Below are 21,043 nucleotides of genomic sequence, written 5' to 3'. Positions count from 1 at the left end.
CATCAGTTTATGACCTCAACGCTCGGAATGGGTACGACGAACCGTCCCCCCCACGCGCGGACGTAGCCGAGCTGCTCGACAATCTCTTCCCTGAGGTTCCAGGGCAGGATCAGCACATAGTCTGGCCGCTCGTCCGCGAGACGTTCTGGCGCGTGGATGGGGATGTGCGTGCCGGGCAAGAACTTGCCCTGCTTGTACGGGTTGCGATCGACCACGAAGTCGACGAGGTCGGTCCGAATGCCGCAATAGTTCAGGAGCGTGTTCCCCTTGCCGGGTGCGCCGTAGCCGGCCACGCTGCGTCCCGAGCGCCGCGCGGCAATCAGGAACTCGACCAGCCGCCACTTCGTCTCCTCGACCCGCCGCGCGAAGCCGCCGTACGTCTCGAGGCTCGTCAGACCGGCCTCCTCTTCGGATCGGCGCAGCGCGGCCACGCGTGCCGTCGCCGGCGAAGGGGCGCCATCCGCGCGTTGGGCGTAGACACGGAGGGAGCCGCCGTGCGTCGGCAGCTCCTCGACGTCGACGAGCACCAGCCCGTGCGCACCGAGCACCCGCTCGACGGCATGGAGCGAGAAATAGGAAAAATGCTCGTGATAAATGGTGTCGAACTGGTTGCCTTCGATGAGGCGGAGCAGGTGCGGGAGCTCTAGCGTCAGCATCCCCGTTGGCTTGAGCAACGTCGCGAGCCCCGAGACGAAGTCGTTGAGGTCGGGGACGTGCGCCAGGACGTTGTTGCCCACGAGGAGGTCCGCCTGGACGCCCTCTTCGAGGAGCTCCTCTGCCAGCTGGCGTCCGAAGAAGCGCACGACGGTCCGCACCCCTTTGCTGGCAGCTGCCGCGGCGACGTTGGCCGCGGGCTCGATGCCGAGCACGGGGATCTGCTGGTCGACGAAGTGCTGCAAGAGATAGCCGTCGTTGCTGGCGACCTCCACGACCAGGCTGTGCGGCCCCAGGCCGACACGGTTCGTCATGGCACGCGCGTAGCAGCGCGCGTGCTCGAGCCAGCTATCGGAATATGAGGAGAAATACGCGTACTCGGAGAAGATCTCGTCAGGTGCGACGTATTCGCCGAGCTGCACGAGGAGGCAATGGTGGCACACGAGCACGTGGAGCGGATAGAAGGGCTCCATGTGGTCCAGCCGATCCCCCGTGACGTAGCTTTCGCAGAGCGGCGACATGCCCAAGTCGACGAAGCTGTGCTTCAACCCCTCGCCACAAAAGCGACACGCGTGGTGGTTGGCGTTCATTGGCGTTGCCACCGGAGTTGCGTGTCGAGCTGGCCGTTCTGGAGGAGCTCTTGAATGCGCAAGATGCGGAGGTATCTCGCGCCGAGGAGCTCCTCGCGCGTCAGCCCATGGGCGCGATACGCGTCCCGGAGCTGGGCGATACCATCTCCAACGGTCCAGCGCGGCCTGAACGCCGGCAGGAGGCGACTGATGCGGCTACAGTCGACGCGGTAGTTGCGCTGGTCCGGCCCGGCGCCTTCGCCAAACGCGATCCGGCTCCCAGGTACTGCTTGCTGCACCATGTCTGCCAGCTGCCGCACTGTGTAATTCTCGCTCGTCTGGCCCACGTTGAACGACGCGTTGTGGACGATGTCGAGTGGCGCCTCGAGGACGGCCAGGAAGGCCCGGGCGATGTCCTCGACGTGGATCAGCGGGCGCCAGGGTGTGCCGTCGCTCTTGATGAGCACCTCGCCGGTGGCACAGGCATAGCCCACGAGGCTGTTGACCACCAAGTCGACGCGCAGCATGGGCGAGACGCCGTAGGCGGTGGCGCTACGCAGAAACGTCGGGCTGAAGCGGCTGCTGGCGAGCGCCGCCACATCCCGCTCCACGCGCACCTTGCTCTCACCGTACGGGGTCAGCGGCCGGAGCGGCGCCTCCTCGTCCAGGAACCCGGCTCCGCCGGCGCCGTAGTTGCTGCACGAGGACGAGAAGAGGAACCGCTCAACACCAGCGGCCTTTGCGGCTTGGGCCAACCCAACCGAGGCCTGGTGATTGATGGCATAGGTGCATGCCGGGTTCAGATCGCCGAGCGGGTCGTTCGACAGTGCGGCAAGGTGAACCACCGCATCGAACCCCTCGAGGTGGTGCGGCGTGACGTCACGAAGATCGAGCGAAAGCGATGGAATCTCACCATTCGAGTCGCCGAAATGGCACTCGCTGAAGAATCCTGTATCGAGACCGACGACCTCGTGCCCAGCGCTCCGCAGGATTGGGACCGCAACGGCGCCGAGATAACCGAGGTGTCCGGTGACTAGCACCCTCATGCACATTCCTTCTCAGACAGGCGCCCCTCGCCCCTCCTCTCTACGCAAGCAGAGTGCCAAACGGCAGTACTGAACGCCGTGACTGCCGGCGAGTGTTTGCGGCCAGAGCCCCGGCGGTTGTCTAGGGTCCTACACATGTGCCTGTTAATTGTCGCCTCATATGAGTACTTTTGTCATCAGTGGGACGCCCATTCGGCCTCAGAGAACGCAGGGCGAGTTGTTCATAAGTCGTACGTTGGTAGAGAGCTATCTGCTGGCTGGAAACCGCCAACCAGGGCGACGAAGGCTGGCACGCCGCGTGCTATCCTCATTTGTCGCTGCTCCTTTGGCCGAGTACTCTCCGATCGGCCTCCCGGCCGAGCTGACGTGACGGAGGCGGCGCGATTGGGAGCGAGTCCCTGAGAAACCTCGAGGAGACGTCGGATTGCAAGAACTCTGGAAGTATCGCGAGCTCTTTTACTTTCTCGCCTGGCGTGACGTGAAGGTCCGCTACAAGCAGACCGTGTTGGGCGTGTTTTGGGCGGTCATCCAGCCGCTGTTCACGATGGCGGTCTTCACCGTTCTCTTCGGGAGACTGGTCAGGCTTGAAATCGACCCCGGCGTACCGCCTACAGTCTTTTATTTCAGCGGGCTGCTGCCCTGGATCTACTTCGCGTCGACGTTGAGCCAGGTCGGCAACAGCCTGGTGAGCAACGTCGGCCTGGTGAAGAAGGTGTACTTCCCTCGCGTCATTCTCCCGGGGGCGGTCGCGCTGGCCGGCGTCGTCGATTTATCCATCGGGTCGGTCTTGCTCGGCCTGCTACTCCTCTATCACGGGATCGCGCTCAGTTGGTCGCTGCTGTTGTGGCCCCTGTTGGCGCTTCCGTTGGTTGTCATGACCCTCGGGATCGGCATGTTCCTGGCCGCGCTGAATGTCAAATACCGGGACGTCAAGCATGCGATCCCGTTCATGGTTCAAATCGGCATATTCGTGACGCCGGTTATCTACCCTGTACGCCTCGTCCCTGAGCGGTTTCACTTCCTGCTTGCCTTGAATCCAATGAGCGGCCTGGTCGAGGCGTTCCGGTTTGCCGTTAACCCCTGGCGCGACATGAACTGGCCAGCCGTGAGCCTGTCGCTGGTGATCGGCGTCGCCGTGTTCCTCGCCGGCCTCACCTACTTTCGCAAGGCCGAGCGGACCTTCGCGGATGTTGTTTAACGTGTGCAATTGTCATTATGGCACCTCAGATCGTTGTTGACGGACTCTCCAAGCAATACCGGATCGGCAAGCTGCAGCGGGATACGACGCTCAGAGATCGGCTGGTCAAGATGGTCAAACAGCCGTTCCCCCGCCGGAATGCCAAGATCGAAACCATCTGGGCGTTGAAGGATGTGTCCTTCAGCGTGAATGAGGGTGAGGTGGTCGGCATCATCGGTCGCAACGGCGCCGGAAAGAGCACGTTGTTGAAGGTGCTCTCCAAAATTTCGTATCCAACAGCCGGCAGTGTCTCCGTGCGTGGGCGTGTCGCTGCTCTCCTCGAAGTCGGGACCGGCTTTCACGACGAGCTGACAGGCCGCGAGAACATCTACCTGAACGGGTCGATCTTGGGCATGGGCAAGGCGGAGGTCGAGAGGAAGTTCGATGAGATCGTGGCGTTCTCCGGTGTCGAGCGCTTCATCGACACGCCTATCAAGCGCTATTCGTCCGGGATGCGCCTGCGGCTCGGCTTTGCTGTGGCAGCGCACCTCGACCCCGACGTGTTGATCGTGGACGAGGTATTGGCGGTCGGTGATGCAGCGTTCCAGAAGAAGTGTCTGGATACGATGCAAGACCTGCGCAGCGGCGGACGCACAGTGCTCTTCGTGTCGCACAACATGGCGGCCGTAGAAAACCTCTGTACGCGCGGGATTTGGATAGAGGATGGCGCCGTGCGGTTGGACGGTACGGCAAAGGAAGCCATCGACGCCTATCTGTCGGTGTTCGCGGAAGCCCGGGAGACCACGCGCGACCTGGCCGATTGGACAGGTGGCCGCCGGGGCAAGGGTGACGTCAGGTACACCCGGCTCGAGATCCTTGGACTGGATGGACAGCCGAAGAGCCTGATTCGGTGTGGCGACGCGCTGAAGTTGAGGTTTCACTATCGGGCGGAGAAGCCGGTTCGCCGCCCCAGTTTCGGCTTCAAGCTCCTCACCGAGCTCGGCACGCTCGTGACCGACACGAGCACCTGGCTTCACGGCGTCGAGATCCCGTGGCTTCCGGCCGGCGATGGATTCGTCGAGCTGGAGATCGACGCGCTGAACCTGCTGCCAGACCGGTACAACCTGTCGCTGTGGATTACAGGACCGGATCACAGGGTCTACGACTCGCTCTCCCACTGTGCGGTGATCGAGGTCGACGTGTCGGACATCTACGGGTCCGGCCGCGTGATTGGCCCTCGCTTCGGGATCCTGTACATCCCTCAACGGTGGCGGCTCAATGGCACACACGTCACGAAGCACTCGAACCTGACCGACCTCTCTTCCCCGGCGCCCGCGAGCCGCGACGACACGACGGCCCCTGCGGCGGAAGCGGGCGCTCTGGAGCAAGCGTCGGGCTCTCGGGCATCGTAGCGCACGCTGGGGCCGCCGGCGACGGAGACCGCGACAGGCTGATTGATGACCGGGCGGCGTCCGCTGAAGACATTGGCCCTGAACCTGCGAGCCGGCGAGCTCGTCGAGGTGCGAAGCCGCGACGAGATTCTCGCGACGCTGGACGAGCAGGGCCGCCTCGAGGCGCTGCCGGAGATGCTGCAATTCTGCGGGCAGCGTTTTCGCGTGTTCAAGCGGGCCGACAAGACGTGTGACACGATCGAGCAAACCGGCACGCGGCGGATGTACCACACGGTTCACCTCGATGGCCTCCGCTGTGACGGGCAGGCGCACGGTGGATGTCAGATGCGGTGCCTGCTGTTTTGGAAAGAGGCATGGCTGAAACGCGCGGCGCCAGGTCCAGCGGTGCGGCCTTTTGAGGTGGCGGCTCCGCAGGGAGCTGAAGGATGCACGGAGGAGGCGCTGCATCGCGCGGTGCACGTTTCGGGTGCTGATCCTGGCTCAAAGGGGGAGCGATATGCCTGCCAGGCCACGGAGCTCCTGCGGGCCACATGGATCTTGAAGTGGTGGGATGTTCGCCAGTACATCCGCGACGTTCGTTCGAAGAACGTGCGGCTCGGAGACATCGTGCGCGGCATCGCAATCGCTATCTTCAACACCATTCAGCGGCGCCGCGGCGGACGAAGGTATCCACACATTCGAGGCACGCTGACCAAGACGCCGGTTGCGGTCCTCGGGCTTCGCCCTGGTGACGAGGTGCGGGTCAAGCCAAAGGAGGAGATCCTCGAGACGCTCGATGTACGGCGTCGCAATCGCGGCTTGTATTTCGATCCGGAAATGGTGCGCTACTGCGGCCGGACGTTCAAGGTGCTCGCGCGGCCCGAGCGCATCATCGATGAGAGAACCGGCAGGATGTTGACGCTTCCCACGGAGTGCATCGTCCTCGACGGGGCGACCTGCGTGGGGGATCTCAGCATCCACCCGAATCGTCTTTTCTGCCCGCGCAGCATCCATTCCTTCTGGCGAGAGATCTGGCTGGAACGAGTAGGGGGGCGGAGGGAAAGCGAAGGACCAACCCCATGAAGAATCCGCGGGTGAGTGTGGTCACACCGGTCTACAACGGCGCGCCGTATCTGCGAGAGTGTATCGAGAGCGTGCTGGCTCAGGACTATCCCAATTGGGATTACACAATCGTCGACAACTGCAGCACCGATGGCACGCGAGAGATCGCAGACGAGTACGTGGCGCGTGACCCGCGCATCCGCGTCGTGAGCAACGCGACATTTGCACCGGTGATGGCCAATCACAATATCGCTGCGCGCCAGATTTCGCCCGAGAGCAAGTACTGCAAGTTCGTCTTGGCGGATGATTGGCTCTTCCCCGAGTGCCTGTCGCGCATGGTGGCGGTGGCTGAGGCACACCCATCGGTGGCCATCGTCGGCGCCTATGGGCTTCGCGGCGCAGAGGTGTGGTGGTATGGTCTGCCTTACCCGAGCACGGTCGTTGCGGGACGAGAGGTGTGCCGGCTCAAGCTTCTCGCCGGCGTCTATCCGTTCGGCACGCCCACGTCAGTGCTGTATCGTGCGAACACCGTCCGGAGCCGGCAGGCGTTCTTCAACGAAGCAAACCTGCATGCGGACAAGGAAGTCTGCCTGGACGTGTTGCAGGATCATGACTTCGGCTTCGTGCATCAGGTCCTCAGCTTCACGCGTACCGACAACGACTCTCTGACTTCCTCGTATCGACGATTCATACCGCACTGGCCGGCGAGGCTCGATGATCTCGTCCGCTATGGTCCCGTTTATCTCACCGAGGCGGAGCGCGAGCAGTGCCTCACGACGCACCTCACACGCTACTATGCGTTCTTGGCGCGCTTTGTCCTCGAGGTACGCGATCGAGAGGTCTTCGCATTCCATCGAGAGAAGCTGAGAGAGCTCGGTCATCCATTGAGCCGTGTGCGATTGACGCGTGCGATCATCTCGAGAGTGCTGGATCTCGCCCTCAACCCGGGGCAATCCCTGAGCAGTGTGTGGCGACACGCGAGACGACGCGGGCTCGCAGAGTCGATGGTGCGGAGTGTAGTCGTGCGAGGAAGCGAAGGGCAAGATGCGGGCTCGTCGCTGGCCCAACTCGCGACGGTGGATACGGGCAAGCCGGGCCTATCGCGCGCGGAAAGAGATCTCTAGTGTCCGGATCCTCAAGAATCGCGCTCATCGATCCGCTTGGCGACTTTGGGATTGGTGGCTACAGCCACGAGCTTGCGGAGGGGCTGGTCAGCAACGGGGTGTCTGTCGACCTTTACTGTAGTGCCAGCGCGATGCTTCCGACCATCGCTCTTCCCCGACGACATAGGGTGTTCCCAGTCTTGGGTTCGCCGCTGGTCAAGCAGATGGGGACACTTCGCCACGGTATGAACGGACAGCCCGGTGCTGGGCGGCTCGCTCTCAAGCCTTCTTCCAAGCCGCGGCGACCGGGGGCAGGCAAGCTTCGAGCTACGATCAAGCGTTTGATACTTCCGGCGGAATTGGTGCTCGTGCTCAAGCTTCGAGGGTACGATGCGGTGTGGACACAGTGGCCAATCATTTTCGCTCACGACACACGGTTCTGGGAGCTCTGCCGGGCCCTGAGCATTTCAACGATCCATACCGTGCACAATGTCCTTCCGCACGAAGGCGACTCAGACGCGGTGGTGTTGCAGCGGCACCGAAGCGTCTATCGGCACGCAGCCGCTTTGGTTGTGCACTCCGAAGCCGCGCGTGAGGAATTGCAGCGCTTCGCACCGGAGGCGGCCCACAAGACGGTCGTATCCAAGCTCGGCATCTACACGATGTACCCACCAGCCGCTCGATTACGAGAGGCGACACGCCAGCAGCTCGAGATTCCAACAGACCGAACGGTAGCGATCAGCTACGGGTTGGTGCGACCTTACAAGGGTGTTGAAAACGTGCTCGAAGCCCTCCGCCGGCCCGGCTGTGAAAACGTGGTGCTGATCATTTGCGGCCAGGAAGCTGGCTATCCCGAGGCGAGTCCGCCTGGAAGCGACCCGCTCTGGAGAATGCGTGCGCTTGCGCATCAACTCGGTGTCGAGCGTCAGGTCCGCTTCGTGCCCGGTGTGCTCTCCCTCCAGGAGACGTCGGATCTGATGGCGGCGAGCGATGTTGTGGCGGTACCGTATAGGAAGAGTTACGGAAGCGGCGTGCTCTTGTTGGCGCTGACATTCGAGAAATACGTGATCGCCACACCGGCTGGGGGAACAGGCGAGTACCTGGCCAGTTATCCCTTCGCAACCGTGATCAATGGTCCAGACCCCGATGAGATTGCGGGTGCCCTGCGCGCGGCGGACAATGCCGTGCGAAAGCCTCGCGAGGTGCGGCCCGACGTTTCACAGCTTTCCTGGTCTGCTATCACTCAACGAACCTTGGTCGGTTTGGAGAGCCTCATTCCAAAGCTTCACGCACGTTGACGCTGCGCGGGACCGAGCACGGTCATGCATCATCTGTTGGAGGCCGCCTACTACAAATCGCCCGTATGGGTTCAGAACCTCGCGGTGAGTGCACTGGGTTACACCCTGCGTCGTGAGCGCACGGGCCTAGAAGCCAGCGAGCTCTTGCGAGCGCTGACAGAAACGGAGCGCTGGTCCGCGTCCGACCTCCAGGACCATGTCGATGCTCAGCTTCGCACGATTGTCGCTCACGCGTTCGAGCGGGTGCCGTACTATCGACGTCTGAGCGAGCGCACCGGGCTGAAGCCGACCGATGTTCAATCCGTCCACGATCTGGCGAAGCTGCCGATCCTGGAGAAGGAGCCGATCCGTCTAGCCCCCACGGACTTCGTAGCCGCTGGGGAGGACAGCGAACACCGGCTGATCAGGTTGAGCACGAGCGGCACCACCGGTACTCCGTTGACCGTGTTCTGCGATATCACATCCCGCCGGCGACACTACGCGTTCTGGGTGCGCCTCCGCGCATGGTTCGGCATCACGCCTGAAGCTTATCGTGCAACGTTCTTCGGTCGGGTGGTCTGTCCACGTGGACAGGACCGCCCACCGTTCTGGCGGGTCGACCGTTTTCAACGAAACTACCTTTTCTCGTCTCACCATCTCCATCGTCAGAACCTGGCGTCGTATTGCGACGCGCTGAGGCGCCTGCAGCCGCCCGAGATCATCGGGTACCCATCGAGTTTGCATGCCGTTGCCGTCTACGTGCTGGACCGGGGGGTCACCGACATTCGCCCGCGTGCCGTCTTTACGACCGCCGAGACCTTGCTTCCGCACCAGCGACGAGCGATCGAGCAGGCGTTCGGGACCAACGTGATCGATCAGTACGGGTCAGTGGAGATGGTTCACTTCGTGTCGCAGTGTGAGAGAGGGAGCTACCACGTCCATCCAGAACACGGTCTTCTGGAAGTCGTCGGGCCAGACGGGGAGCCCGTGCCGGCTGGAACGCCTGGGGATGCTGTTTGCACGACCTTCGTGAATCGTGCGATGCCGTTGCTCAGGTACAGGTTGGGGGACCGTGTGGTGCTTCGCGACGGGTCCTGTCCCTGCGGTCGTAATTTCCCGATGGTTGCGGAGATCTTGGGCAGGATCGATGACGTCCTGGTAACCCCGTCTGGCCGTCCGCTTGGCCGACTGACGCCCGTCTTCGGTCAGCTGGACGGCATTCGCGAGGCTCAGATCGTCCAGCCTAGCCTCGACCGGCTGGTCGTCAAGCTAGTCCTCGTCGACGCATTTTCGGAAGTACGGCGAGAGAAATTGCTCTACGAGTTGCGCAAGCGCACTGGAAACGAGCTACGTATCGACTTGGAGGTCGTGTCTGAGATTCCCAAGGAATCGAGCGGCAAGTTCCGCGCTGTCGTTTCGTTACTGCGTGCGACCGACCGGTAGGGGGCGGGCCGGGCGCGCGCTGAAGAGACGTAGCGACCTTCTCTAACCAGGCTGTGGGCTGGTGAAGCGGGACAGCCGACGAAGCTTTGCCGATACCACCGCGGCTCCTGAGGCGATGCGTCGGAAGTGATCGAGATCGGCTCCGATACCAAAACGTCGCAAGCCAAAGAGGTCATCGGTCAAGTCGGCATCTGAGTAAGCGACGACGGCGTTGCCGTAGCCGGCGTCTATGACGGCCTGCCTCACTGACCAGTTGACGTCCGCGGGCTTGCCAAACGGATAGCAGAACGACCGCACGGGCCCGTCCAGCATTTCCTCGATTCGACGTCTGGAGTCGAGCACCTCGTGGTCGAGCTCCTGGGGCGAACAAAGCGTGAGGCGCGCGTGCGAGCACGAATGCGACCCGATTTCAATCCCGTGTGCCGCCATCTCGCGAAGTTGTGTCCAGTTGAGCGGTTTGAACTCTGGCGTTGGGCGAGGTGGCACGTCGACGCCGAGCTCCATCGCCAAGTCTTGGAGCAGCGCCGTTCGTGAACAGACGCCCATCTCGACACATCCCGTGCCGATACTGCTCCATGCGGCCCTACGCTGGGCTGCAACCGTCAGGTCGTAGGTCTGTTTCGGTACGCGCCCATTGGAGGTCCAGCTTCGATGCGTCGTCCGCTGGAGAATGTAGGCGACGATGTCCGGCCATAGCCAGGTGTGTCCATCGATGAAATCGGTTGCCACATACAACGTAGCGGGAACGTCGTATTTCCTGAGAATGGGGTACGCCACGCTATAGAAGTCTTCGTACCCATCGTCGATGGTCAGCACGACCGCGTTCTGCCGCGGGCTCCCGGCGGCTAGAGACTCGGTGAGCTCAGCGAGTGAGATCACCTGGAACTTCGAACGCAAATAGCGGATCTGTCGCTCGAAGATAGCGCGGTCCGGCCAGGGGCTTCGTGTCTGCTCACCGAACCGGTGATACATGAGAATGCGCGGGCTTCTGCGTGCGAGCAGCGTCGCGACAGGAAAGATTCCACTGCAGCGAAGAGCCGCGGCGAAGAGGTTATTCATAACCAGGCGTTCAGGCCGAAAGTGTTGACACGGAAAAGCGATACTTACCCGATTGTTCCGACGGAATATCGTTTACGAACTCGACGTCGACTGCCATCGACTCACCCAGAAAGCTCCGAACACGCGCAGTAAGCTGTTGCGCCGCTTCACCTGACCACTCGGGGCCCTGTGCAAGCCGCACTCGCACGCGATCCGCTCGTTGCTGCACGAACTGGATCTGGCGGATACCGGGAATATTGGTGATGACGTATGTCGCTATGACGATGCCGGAAACCTTCTGGCCGGAAATTGCTGTGAGAAAGTCGGTGCTCCGTCCGCCCGAGAGCTGGAGCAGCGGTAATCCGCGCCCACAACCACACGGCGTCGCCGTGAGTCGGCCGACGTCCCTCGTGCGGTAACGAATCATCGGCATGGCATAGTTCCTGAGGTCGGTGATTACCAGCTCACCGTCCTCCGAGCCTGCGCCTCCGGCCAGAACCTCCAGGAGAAGGTTCTCCGCGTTGATGTGCATACCCTGGTGGAGATGACATTCCGATGCGATCACCGCAAACTCTCTAGATCCATAACGATTGTAGACGGGGCAACCGAACGTCGACTCGATGAGGGCACGGTTCTCCGGGGTCAGCACCTCGGCGGAGCAGATGATAGCCTGTGGGCGTATCGGCGCTTTGCCGACGTCGCGGACGAACCGCGCGAACAGCGCCATTGTATTCGCATAGGCGAGTATAAACCGGGGGCGGTGGACGCGCAGCTCGCGACAGAACGCGTGCATCCGCGCCTCGTCGATCGCCGAAGCATCGAGCATGATGCGGCGGTCGATAACCCACGTCCGCGCGCGCGTCTTGACCGACGTCGCGCCGCTCACGTCGCGTCGCGCCCCCCAGAGCACGGCCATCTTGTCGCCGATGTCCCAGCCCGTCCAGCGGTTGTGCCGCAGCGTAGCAGCGACCCTGGTGTCGAGGCGATCGCGGTCGTAGTAGAAGACAAGGGGAGATCCGGTCGAGCCCCCGGTCATGTCCCTGATGAGGACATCGCGTCGCGTCGTATCGGCGATAAGCTCATCGAGTGACTCCTGTATCTCTTGCTTCGACGTCGTTGGTACCTTGGTGATGTCGTCCGGCGTGCGGATGTCATCCGGAGTGATTCCCGCGGCGACGAGCTTCTTCCGATAGAAGCTGCAGTGGTCGAAGGCATGACGGAGAAGAGCGTGGAATAGCGTCCACTGCTGCTCGGACAGCGCGTCCGCGGACTGAAACTGCGAGCGTTCGAGTTCGCGGAGATACGACAAACGCGCACTCCGATTCCTCTTCACCCAGGCGGGAAAAAGCACGTGTCGAATGAGCAAGGCCGCCGCATCCATGTCAACGTGCTCCTTGCGGGGCGCGGCCTTGGTATTTCGGCCGCCGGTCGGCGAGCACTTGATCGAGCAGTCCGGCCAGAGTTTGCGTCAGCCGGCGGCGCTCGAAGCGACGGATGTAGGCCTGGTCGGATTGCACGCCCAGCCGACCCGTTCGGAAACTGGTCAAGAGTCCTTCAACTGTAGCGGCGAGCCCTGCCACATCATGCGGTGGCACCGTAATGCCGAGGCCGCTTTTCGTCAGGATGTCCGTGAGGTCACCGGGCTGTGCGACCGCGAGGATCGGCTTCCCGAGAAACAGGTACTCGAAGGTCTTGGCCGGCACGTGCGACGGAAGGAAGAAGTTGCCGCCAAGAAGGATGAGCAGAACATCGCTCTTGTGCGTCCAGGCGAGCGCGGTGCGATGTGGCTGAAAGCCGAGAGCGTTGACCACGCCCAGGCGTGCGAGACGTTCGATCACGCTCTGATATTCCGGCGCCGTCTTCCCGAGGAGGTTCACGCGCAGTTGTCGGCCGATGTCGGGGCGCGTCGTGACGAGTCGCTCGATGGCCTCGAAGAACTCGCGCCCGACTTCCGGATAGAGCGTCCCTGCATGCGTGATGGTGAAGGGGCGATCTTGCTGCGCGGGTGTGGGGATATCGGAGAAATCATCCGGATCGTATCCGTTCGTGATGACCTCGACGCGGCTCGGAGGAAGGAGCGGGAGCTCCTCCAGCAGATCGTTCCGCTCGCCGGGGGAAACCGACACGATCTTGGCGGCGTTTTCCAGGAGCTGCCGTTTCAGCGTTGCTTGAAGCCCCGTGAAGACCCCGCTAGAGGGTCCCGTGCGCTTCGAGCCCTCGACGAACCATGGATCGCGAAAGTCTGCGACGTGAGGCTTGCGGAAGCACTTCGAGAGCAACCATGCCGCAAGATGACTCGAGTGGGGCGGCGAAGACGAATAGATGACGTCGACGCGTCGGGTCAAGAGGACCCGGATCCCTTTGACGAACGCAAACGGGATCCAGAAGATGTGCGAGTCAGGCGACTCGAGGATCGCCTTCCTGACGAATTGCTTGATTCGGGTGAGGACGCCCGTGACCGCCGAAGAATCCGGCCGAGGAAACTGCTCTTGAGCTTCGGGCGACGCCGTGACCTCCTTGCGCGATGCTCGGGACGACCAAGAGACCAGCCACTTCGCGGGATCGATGTCGCGCGTTCGAAAAACTTCTATCTCCGGAGGTAGCTCGTTGGCAAGCCGACCGTCCTGAACGAGGACAGCTTTCGGATCAATCGTGATGACGAGCGGTCGCCAGCCGGACTCGCGGAGATACTTGCAGTACTTGAGTGTGCGATGTACTCCGACGTAGGCCGCAGGCGGAAAGGCGTAGGAGATCATGAGCACGCCCTTCGCGTCGGCGTCACGAGGACCGTCACGCTTTGGATGCATGGCTTCCGGCGCCGCGGTGCGCGAAGACATGTCGATGCCCTCCGCAGGCGGTCGTTCGCGCGCTGGCTCACGCTCAGCCGGTGGTGGCGCGGCGAGATTACTCATAAGGATTCGTCGACCTTTCGGACACGATCTTGGTGGAGCGGCGTAAGGATGCGACGAGCTCGAGCAAGTGATGCAGCCGTAATTTGTGCAACCTGGTGAGCAGCCGTCTGAGTGACAGCGTTCGACCTAGCCGAAGGGCCCACTCACGCCGCACCGCGTACGTGTACCACCACGGGCGGTACAACGCTTTGTCCAACGCACCTGATAACGCGTGCATCTCGTCCGTTCTTGTCAAGGCGGGATCGAGCTGCACACCGTGTTGTGGATCGATACGCGTAGGATGTAGCTGCAGGGCGACCCGGCGATCGGGTGAGCGGGTGAGCTGGACCAGAAGTCCCTGACGATTTTCCTCGGCCAGGATGGACGTCGTCTTCACCGGCAGTCCATTCTTCAGCCGATACTGCCACTCGAAGTTGCTGAAGAGGAAGTTCCCCAAGCTGTACACCACCACCGATGAGCCTATTCGTTCGATTCCTTGCACCACGTGAGGGTGGTGTCCGACGATGACGTCGGCACCTACCCCCGCGAGGTCCCGAGCAAGACGACGCTGAGCAGGAGACGGATAGCGGTACTCCTCCAAGCCCCAATGAAGGAGAAGAAGCACGAGATCGGCCTGCTGCCGGCACCGGCGAATTGCGGAGCGGGTTTCATCGTGGTCCAGCCATGCGATGCCGGGTGTCCTACGACCAGCGCGGGTAGGCGCGTCGACGATGACCGCCGTTCTGCCGAGGCAGGCGACGCGCAGACCACGGACATCGACCAGCGCAGGCGCGCATGCCTGCGTGCTGTCGAGCCCCGCGCCAACGAATTGAATGCCTGCCTCAGTGAGCGCCTGGATCGTGCTGCGGAGCCCGTCCGGGCCGTAGTCCATCGTGTGGTTGTTTGCGAGCGTGACGAGGCCGATGCCTGCTTCCCGAAGGACGCTCGCCCACTTGGTCGTTCCACGCAGCGTGCACTTCCCGGGGATCGCGATGCCGCCCTCGACGAGTGGAGACTCCAGGTTGCCGATGGTGAGATCCGCCTTGCGGAGCGTTGGTGCGATCGCCCCAAACCACTCTGGCGTAGGCCGGTCCGCCCGCGGGCCCTCGAAGCTGAGGTCGCCAACCAGCGCTAGGGAAAAGTCTGCGTCAAGTTTCGTCATCACCAATCAACGCCGGACCATAGCGCCCTGAGCTGCGCGTTCCTGTAAGCCGCTCCGTCGAGAGGGTGGCCCCGCCTTGGAGATCACCTGCTGGAACTTGCCTGACCGGGGATTACGGGGAATGTCCGCCACGAAGTGAACACGAATAACCACATCGGGTCCCATGACTGGCCGCGTCTCTTCGATCACCGCACCCTGAAGATGCGTGGGTCCACCATCCTCTACCACGAGATAGATGTCGAGGGCAGTACGCTCTTCCTGAACGAACTGAGCGAAGCGTATCGATGGATGATCCATGAAGAGGTGCGAGAGCAGCACTCCGGCCACAACCGACCCATCTGGTCGATACAGGACGTCGGATTGCCTGCCATCGAAAGCGGCGACAAACGGGAGAGGACATTCACAGTCGCAGGGCTCCGCCGCTCTGGTAGCCAGGTCGCCAGTCGCGTAGCGAACGAGGGGCATCCCGAAATTGAGAAGGTCTGTAATGACGATCTCGCCGGACTCGCCCGGCTGTGCAGGTTGACCGTTCTTGAGAATCTCGACAAACACACTTCCCGCATCGATGTGCAAACCGCGGTGTCTGCGACATTCGAAGCCTGCGCAACCATGCTCGCGAGAGCAATACAAGTTGAAGACCTCGCCGCCAAATACCTGCTCGAACAGCGCGCGTTGGCTCTCATGCAGCTGCTCGGCGGTGCAGAAGATGCGGCTCACATCAATCCGCGCCAAGCTCTCGCGCTGGACGAATCTGGCGAATTGCTCGATGGCGTTGGGATAGCCGTAGAGCACGGCTGGCCTGAACCGACGGAGCCGTCGATGGTAATCGAGCATGTCGTCGCGGCTCATAACGCGGCAATAGATGGACTCGTTGGCTCGGGCAAACCGTCTGAAGCGCGCTTTCAGCGTCTGGGCGGCGTTGCGGGGAGAGAGATCAGCGGCGACGCCCCAGATCAGGCCACGCCGGTCGCCCGGCCGGTAGCCGCAGTGCTCGAGAATGCCCCACTGGCGTCCGACGCGCGCCACCCGGCACGCGCGGTCACGGTAGAACGACGTACGGCTCCCCGTGGTCCCGCTCGTGCAGTCGAGGTCGAGCTGGTCGGTCGCAACCGCCTGGGATGTGAGACGCGCTCGCTCGCGTTGGATGACCTCCTTCGATAGGAGAGGTAGGCCGACCAATTCCGCCGCGGTCGTGGCGGATGTAGGCGTAAAGCCCAAAGCAGTCCAGGCTTCCCGATAGTAGGGCACGGTGCGGTAAGCGTGCTGCAAGAGCTGCGTGAGCTTCAGTTGTTGCTGTCGTGCAACCTCATCCGGAGAAGCCGCCAGGAGCGCGCGAAACGAATGCCGTGCCGTCCGCCAGCCGCTCATGCCGTCGCGCCATGACAAGACATCATGCGCAGCCGATCGCAGGAATCTACTCGTGACCATACCAGATTAACTAGGCGCGCCGACGGGCAACCGAGACGCCATCCGAGCGGGCATGGCAAGAAGCCGGTCGTACAGCTCCATGTGCGCGGCCACCATGCTCTCGCTGGTGAACTGCGAGCGAAACGTCTCCGTCGCGCGTCTGGCCATTGCTTGCGCCAGAGCGGTGTCGGACAACAGGCGATCGATGCGGTCAGCCATGGCCTTCACGTCTCCTGTCTCAACCAGAAAGCCGTTCCAGCCGTCGGCCACCAACTCCGGGTTCCCACCAACACGTGTGCAGACGACGGGTCTTCCGCACGCCAGATACTCGAGGATGGCGTTGCTGAGGCCTTCACTCTCCGATGAGAGGACGCCCACGTCCAAGTGCTTGATGATCGGAATGACATCGGTCGCCGCGCCCAGTAAATGAACGCAATGGGTCAGCGCCAGATCGCCGACGAGCGCCTGGAGCGGACGCTCGGTAGGACCCGTTCCGACCAACACCAGATGTGCGCGCGGGTGGCGCCCGCGGACGGCAGCGAACGCACGCAACAGATCTTCGTGGCGCTTGATTGGGCGGAGATTGGCCACCATGCCGATCACGGGGTCATTCGAGCCGATACCAAGCCGCTCGCGGAAGTGTGGCTCCGCTTGGACATGAAAGCGCGCCGGGTCGTGCCCATTACGAAGGACCGCGATCCGCTCGAGGGGAACGCCCTCATAGCGGTGCACGTTGGCCTTGACGGCCTCGCTGTTGGCGACAACGGCGTCGACGAAGTGATTGCTGATTCGCAGCAGCCGCAGATTGGATGGTGTATACCAGAAGCCCATGTCGCGTCGGCCGACGACAGTACGGGCGCTGCCCAGCCGGCAGAACGCAGGAGCGATGATGGACGCATCGTTGAAGAAGATGTGGACTAGCCGTACGCCAGATCGCCTCAATCCGCGCGCAAAGGCGGGGAGGCGCACCCAGGTGCGCGGCGACGCGAGGCGCCGAACGCCAAGGACGCTGACCGGACAGGGAAGCGACTCGGCCGCCTGGACAAAGGGCGTCGGTCGAAAGACCACCAGCGACGGATCGAATCGCGCTCGGTCCAGGCCCTTCAGCAGCTCCAAGAGCTGCATCTCCGTGCCGGCCTGTGGCCCTTGATAGAAATCCATGAGATAGACGACCTTCGCTGGCGCCGTGGCTGTCATGGACTCATCCAAGGCGCGGCGTCCAAATACGCGGGCGCTCGCCTCTGAGGAATTTCCAGGCCGCATGGAGCGCTGCACAGTTGACGAGCGCGAAGTAGAACGGCATCGCCAAGAAGCGGCTCGATACGCCTCGCCTGGCAGCGCGATACCCGAAGAATGCAGCGACGAAGCAAACCGTCTGCGCCACGAACGTCGCCTGGTAGAGAGGGCCGCTGTTCCAGAGGAGCAACGTGCAGGCATAGAGCAGCAAGATGAAGACAAAGGCCAAGTATCGGAGCACCTTGTGTGAGAAGAGCTGAATCGAGAAGAAGCCGAACCGTCGCACGTTCAGCAAGCCCGCCATGTCGGCAATGGTCCAGAGGGATCGCAGCGACACGCGGACCCGCATCCGATATTCGTCCTCCGGTGTGCCCAAGGCATGCTCGGCGAGCATCGCGGCCGGTTCGTAGACGACACGGTATCCGCTCTTCACCACCTGCAATGGCAGAACGAGATCGGGCAGATCATCTGGCTGCATCGCCTCGTACAGCGAGCGACGCACCGCGTCGATACCGCCATTGACGCCGACCACCGACCCCACGCGAGTCTCCGAGCGGCGAATGAAGTTCTCGTAACGCATGTACAGACCGCAGCCGCTGGCGGTCATCGAGCCGTCGCTGCTCTGGTACGCCAGCGTGCCCGTGACGTAGCCCACGCTGGGATCCGCGAAGTTCGCGACGAGATGACGGACCGCCGCACGCTCGTACAACGAGTTTGCATCAGCGAAGACGAGAATCTCGCCGGTGGCCCGTTGGGCGGCGAGATTGAGTGCCGCCGTCTTGCCGTTTCTCGGATCCTGCCGCAGGCAGACAACGCCTTGCGACGCGAAGCCGGCCGCAATGTCATCGGTTTCGTCGGTCGAGCCGTCCGATACGACGATGATCTCCAGCTGCTCGCGCGGGTAGTCGAGGCCCAGCTTGTTCTCGAGCGTTCGCTCAATTGTCGCCTCTTCGTTGTGGGCGGCAATGATGATCGAGACAGTTGGCAGCTGGTCACGCCTCTGGACCGGTTGACTGAAAAGACGGCCGACGAGCCATACCACGAGCGGATAGCCCGCGTAGATGTAGACGAGAACGGCGACGAGGGTCCAGAAGACCGGTTGCATGGGCGACTTACGGCCTCGCGCTGCGAGCAAAGAAGCGTTGTGCCGGTCGAACCGGCTGGGCCCGTCCAGCTCTGGCCAGGCGCGGTGACAAAACCGTGTTGACGCGTAAGGGCGCTGATGGGATGGGAGACATCGCCGGCGCGTTCGGTTCCGTCTCGGCCGACCTGGAAAGCAGGAACGTCATGACGTTCGCGAGACCGGCCATGAAATACCAGTCGTTGCTCGATAGGCCGTACGTGAACATGCTGGACAGGATGTTCACGACGAACCACACTTGCAACGCGCAGCACAGGCGAATCAAGAGGAGGTTCGCCGATGGTGAGGCCCTCAGTGTGCGGAGTGCCCGCCGAACGCTGATCCCGATTGAAACGAGCAGCGCCGCGAACAACATCATGCCAACGAATCCGAGCTCCTGTGCAACCTCGGTAAAGAGATTGTGAGACGGCTGATCGTGGGTGCCAAAGTTTGCATTGGCTTCGCGGGAGGTCCCGAGTCCGTAGCCGAAGAGCGGCCTCCGCATCGCCACACGGAAGTCAGATTTGATTCCCTCCACGCGGTGATTCGCGGTCGAGTAATTCCTGGTGTTCTGATCGACGATCGACAGGTAGCGATCTTGGAGATCCGCCGAAAGGCGGGGAATCGAAAGTATGACGACCGCGACGCCGGCGAGCGCGAGGAGAGCCTTACGGTGACTCTGGAGCCAGATCACCACGAAGGTTGCCGCAAGCGCCACCAACCCGGAGCGAGAGCCGGTGAGCGTCAAGGCATAGAGGAGCAGTGGCATCAAGCCGACATACGCGATTCGCCCAGACAGCCGTTGGGTCCACAAGTAGTGCAGGAACGGCACCACCGTGACGATGACGGCGGCGAGGCCGTTCGGGTTGATGATGTCGCTTGGTGCACCAGAAAGCCGGTTGAGGAAATCGGCACCGCCCATGTGAGCGGCCGAGCCCCAGTAACCGTGTGCTATGTGCAGATAGAGCGGTTCGATGACCCGCAGCGCCTGACAGACGACGAAGACGAAGAGGACACGCTTGAGCTTTTGCTCCGACGTCACGAGCAGCGCTGTGAAGTAGTAGAAGACGACGGCCTTGACGAGCTCTGGGATGCCGTTCTTGAGCACGCTGCCCGGCCATTCCACGAACGGGAGCGTGACGATGGCAAAGGCGAAAAGAGCAATCAACAGCCGATTGATGCGGGTGTCCAGCAGCTGAATCGATCCTCTAGCGCTGGTGAAGATCGCGGCGGCGATTGCGACGACCAGCAGCAGGTCGATGCGCAGCGGACCGAGCGCAGGTACTCGTGCTGGCAAGTGCATGAACCAGCTCACCATGAAGAGCAGATAGAGCTTGAACGCGAGCTCCAACACGAAGCTCGACTCAACAGATTTGTGGGCGAGCGGTGCAGCAGCAGTGCGAGATGGTGCGAGGGCGGTTGTCGTCATCATTGACCTGGGGCGGTCGGGTTCCCTTCAGGTGAGCGTGATGAATCCGTTTGCACAGCCGCAGACTGTAGCTCGAGAGGGGCACGTAGCGCGGTGACGAGGTCGCGTGCAAACGCCGTCGCGACTCCGATCACCTCTTGGTCGCTGTGCCCCTCACCGGTTGGCCTGACGAACACCGCAACCGGTAGTCGACCACGTCCCGTGAAACGATGCCACATCGTGTGGACCTTGGCGGCAATTCGGTCGCTCGAGACACGGCCGTTGACGTCGTACCAGTACAAGACAGGGATCCGACGCATGCCAGCAGCATCGTGGGCCCGGTTGATTGTCACCACCTCGGCGCCCGCGAGATCGAGTGAGAGCGGCGTCGCCTGCAGCATGACGCGATCCCACCAGGCAGGTCTGCCTGTGTCGTAGTTCCGGATGACTGGCGCGAAGCGAAGCTCGACCTGCTGTCCCAATGGATTGCGGTAGACGCGCGGCGCGTTCCTCGGGCGGTCGCCTGCCTTCTCGACCCGTTGCCAAGTGCCAATGGAGGCCGGCAGTTTCTCCAGCCAATCCGCGGGATCGGACCTGGCCGCAAGCGACGATGGCTGGAACGCACTCGCCGACAGTAGGAGACCGATTGCCAACGCCGCACCGACGTCGTACCTGTGGCTGTAGCGCAGGGCGTAGCGCAGGCCTTTAGGCCTGCCTGCCTCCACAACCTCGTGGGCAGGCCTAAAGGCCTGCGCTACGGCCTCCGAAACCGGCTCGGCAGGTCCAAGAGCCTGCGCTACGACGTCCGAAACCGGCTGGACGGTTGGACGACGAGACCATCGTGTCAGGACCGCCACGCCGCACAGAAGGGCGACGTAGCCCACGCCCGCCACGAACAGACCTTGAAAGACGTGTCCCGGTCCATGGAGGTCCGTGCTCAGACCGAAGTGCGAGAAGACGCCGATGAGCGCCACCCGCACGGGGTTCGCGACGATCGCGATGCCCAGGCCGAAGGCAACGAGCAGACAACGACGCAGCCAATCGGGAAACGTGAGGTAG

General features: G+C 62.4%; 17 protein-coding genes. 6 read left to right on the top strand and 11 right to left on the bottom strand.

Going from position 1 to position 21,043, the window contains the following annotated elements:
- Positions 1-2: 2 nt before the first annotated feature.
- Both GEV06_10855 and GEV06_10850 read right to left on the bottom strand, forming a co-directional pair.
- Positions 3-1,244 (bottom strand): methyltransferase domain-containing protein, encoded by a 1,242-nt coding sequence (locus tag GEV06_10855; GenBank protein ID MPZ18396.1) that lies wholly within the window; start codon positions 1,242-1,244, stop codon positions 3-5.
- Complete coding sequence (locus GEV06_10850; GenBank protein MPZ18395.1) at positions 1,241-2,269, bottom strand: NAD-dependent epimerase/dehydratase family protein; 1,029 nt, start codon at positions 2,267-2,269, stop codon at positions 1,241-1,243. The genes GEV06_10855 and GEV06_10850 overlap by 4 nt, the downstream gene beginning before the upstream one ends.
- A gap of 424 nt (positions 2,270-2,693) precedes the next feature.
- On the opposite strand from GEV06_10850, the gene GEV06_10845 reads away from it, so the two are divergent.
- The 6 genes from GEV06_10845 (at position 2,694) to GEV06_10820 (ending at position 9,722) form a co-directional block, all read left to right on the top strand.
- On the top strand, positions 2,694-3,467 hold the full coding sequence (locus GEV06_10845; GenBank protein ID MPZ18394.1) for an ABC transporter permease: 774 nt from the start codon (positions 2,694-2,696) through the stop codon (positions 3,465-3,467).
- Positions 3,468-3,484: 17 nt separating this feature from the next.
- Complete coding sequence (locus GEV06_10840) at positions 3,485-4,858, top strand: ATP-binding cassette domain-containing protein (GenBank protein ID MPZ18393.1); 1,374 nt, start codon at positions 3,485-3,487, stop codon at positions 4,856-4,858.
- Between the two features lie 78 nt (positions 4,859-4,936).
- Positions 4,937-5,920, top strand: a complete 984-nt coding sequence (locus GEV06_10835) for a hypothetical protein (protein ID MPZ18392.1) — start codon at positions 4,937-4,939, stop codon at positions 5,918-5,920.
- Positions 5,917-7,023 (top strand): glycosyltransferase, encoded by a 1,107-nt coding sequence (locus tag GEV06_10830; GenBank protein ID MPZ18391.1) that lies wholly within the window; start codon positions 5,917-5,919, stop codon positions 7,021-7,023. Before GEV06_10835 ends, GEV06_10830 begins: the two co-directional genes overlap by 4 nt.
- Positions 6,666-8,300 (top strand): glycosyltransferase, encoded by a 1,635-nt coding sequence (locus GEV06_10825; GenBank protein ID MPZ18390.1) that lies wholly within the window; start codon positions 6,666-6,668, stop codon positions 8,298-8,300. The genes GEV06_10830 and GEV06_10825 overlap by 358 nt, the downstream gene beginning before the upstream one ends.
- Positions 8,301-8,324: 24 nt before the next feature.
- The gene (locus tag GEV06_10820) at positions 8,325-9,722 is read left to right on the top strand and encodes a hypothetical protein (GenBank protein MPZ18389.1); all 1,398 of its coding nucleotides are present in this window, start codon (positions 8,325-8,327) and stop codon (positions 9,720-9,722) included.
- 42 nt (positions 9,723-9,764) lie between these two features.
- On the opposite strand, the gene GEV06_10815 is transcribed toward GEV06_10820, so the two are convergent.
- The 9 genes from GEV06_10815 to GEV06_10775 form a co-directional block, all read right to left on the bottom strand.
- A complete protein-coding gene (locus tag GEV06_10815; protein MPZ18388.1) occupies positions 9,765-10,781 on the bottom strand; it encodes a polysaccharide deacetylase family protein in 1,017 nt (338 codons plus the stop codon).
- A 10-nt stretch (positions 10,782-10,791) separates the two neighbouring features.
- Positions 10,792-12,069, bottom strand: a complete 1,278-nt coding sequence (locus GEV06_10810; protein ID MPZ18387.1) for a hypothetical protein — start codon at positions 12,067-12,069, stop codon at positions 10,792-10,794.
- A 73-nt stretch (positions 12,070-12,142) separates the two neighbouring features.
- Complete coding sequence (locus GEV06_10805; GenBank protein MPZ18386.1) at positions 12,143-13,672, bottom strand: glycosyltransferase; 1,530 nt, start codon at positions 13,670-13,672, stop codon at positions 12,143-12,145.
- Entirely contained in the window at positions 13,665-14,813 is a 1,149-nt protein-coding gene (locus tag GEV06_10800) for a hypothetical protein (GenBank protein MPZ18385.1), read from the bottom strand. Before GEV06_10800 ends, GEV06_10805 begins: the two co-directional genes overlap by 8 nt.
- A 6-nt stretch (positions 14,814-14,819) precedes the next feature.
- The gene (locus GEV06_10795; protein ID MPZ18384.1) at positions 14,820-16,241 is read right to left on the bottom strand and encodes a hypothetical protein; all 1,422 of its coding nucleotides are present in this window, start codon (positions 16,239-16,241) and stop codon (positions 14,820-14,822) included.
- Between the two features lie 6 nt (positions 16,242-16,247).
- The gene (locus tag GEV06_10790) at positions 16,248-17,483 is read right to left on the bottom strand and encodes a glycosyltransferase (GenBank protein MPZ18383.1); all 1,236 of its coding nucleotides are present in this window, start codon (positions 17,481-17,483) and stop codon (positions 16,248-16,250) included.
- Positions 17,422-18,561, bottom strand: a complete 1,140-nt coding sequence (locus GEV06_10785) for a glycosyltransferase (protein ID MPZ18382.1) — start codon at positions 18,559-18,561, stop codon at positions 17,422-17,424. The genes GEV06_10790 and GEV06_10785 overlap by 62 nt, the downstream gene beginning before the upstream one ends.
- 7 nt (positions 18,562-18,568) lie before the next feature.
- Positions 18,569-20,008 carry a hypothetical protein gene (locus GEV06_10780; GenBank protein MPZ18381.1) on the bottom strand — a complete coding sequence of 480 codons (1,440 nt, stop codon included), beginning with the start codon at positions 20,006-20,008 and terminating at the stop codon, positions 18,569-18,571.
- Positions 20,005-21,043 (bottom strand): exosortase-associated EpsI family protein (locus tag GEV06_10775; GenBank protein ID MPZ18380.1); only part of this gene is annotated, 1,039 nt, incomplete at its 5' end. The genes GEV06_10780 and GEV06_10775, both read right to left, overlap by 4 nt.

This window comes from Luteitalea sp. (assembly GCA_009377605.1).
Classification (GTDB): Bacteria; Acidobacteriota; Vicinamibacteria; order Vicinamibacterales; family Vicinamibacteraceae; genus WHTT01.
The sequence above is the reverse complement of the archived record's forward strand: the minus strand, read 5'-3'. Positions and strand labels throughout refer to the sequence as shown.

Coding starts and splice junctions, on each gene's coding strand:
- GEV06_10800 (MPZ18385.1), bottom strand. CDS start 14,813: ATGACGAAACTTGACGCAGACTTTTCCCTAGCGCTGGTTGGCGACCTC.
- GEV06_10790 (MPZ18383.1), bottom strand. CDS start 17,483: ATGCGGCCTGGAAATTCCTCAGAGGCGAGCGCCCGCGTATTTGGACGC.
- GEV06_10795 (MPZ18384.1), bottom strand. CDS start 16,241: ATGGTCACGAGTAGATTCCTGCGATCGGCTGCGCATGATGTCTTGTCA.
- GEV06_10820 (MPZ18389.1), top strand. CDS start 8,325: ATGCATCATCTGTTGGAGGCCGCCTACTACAAATCGCCCGTATGGGTT.
- GEV06_10805 (MPZ18386.1), bottom strand. CDS start 13,672: ATGAGTAATCTCGCCGCGCCACCACCGGCTGAGCGTGAGCCAGCGCGC.
- GEV06_10815 (MPZ18388.1), bottom strand. CDS start 10,781: ATGAATAACCTCTTCGCCGCGGCTCTTCGCTGCAGTGGAATCTTTCCT.
- GEV06_10850 (MPZ18395.1), bottom strand. CDS start 2,269: ATGAGGGTGCTAGTCACCGGACACCTCGGTTATCTCGGCGCCGTTGCG.
- GEV06_10785 (MPZ18382.1), bottom strand. CDS start 18,561: ATGCAACCGGTCTTCTGGACCCTCGTCGCCGTTCTCGTCTACATCTAC.
- GEV06_10840 (MPZ18393.1), top strand. CDS start 3,485: ATGGCACCTCAGATCGTTGTTGACGGACTCTCCAAGCAATACCGGATC.
- GEV06_10780 (MPZ18381.1), bottom strand. CDS start 20,008: ATGATGACGACAACCGCCCTCGCACCATCTCGCACTGCTGCTGCACCG.
- GEV06_10855 (MPZ18396.1), bottom strand. CDS start 1,244: ATGAACGCCAACCACCACGCGTGTCGCTTTTGTGGCGAGGGGTTGAAG.
- GEV06_10830 (MPZ18391.1), top strand. CDS start 5,917: ATGAAGAATCCGCGGGTGAGTGTGGTCACACCGGTCTACAACGGCGCG.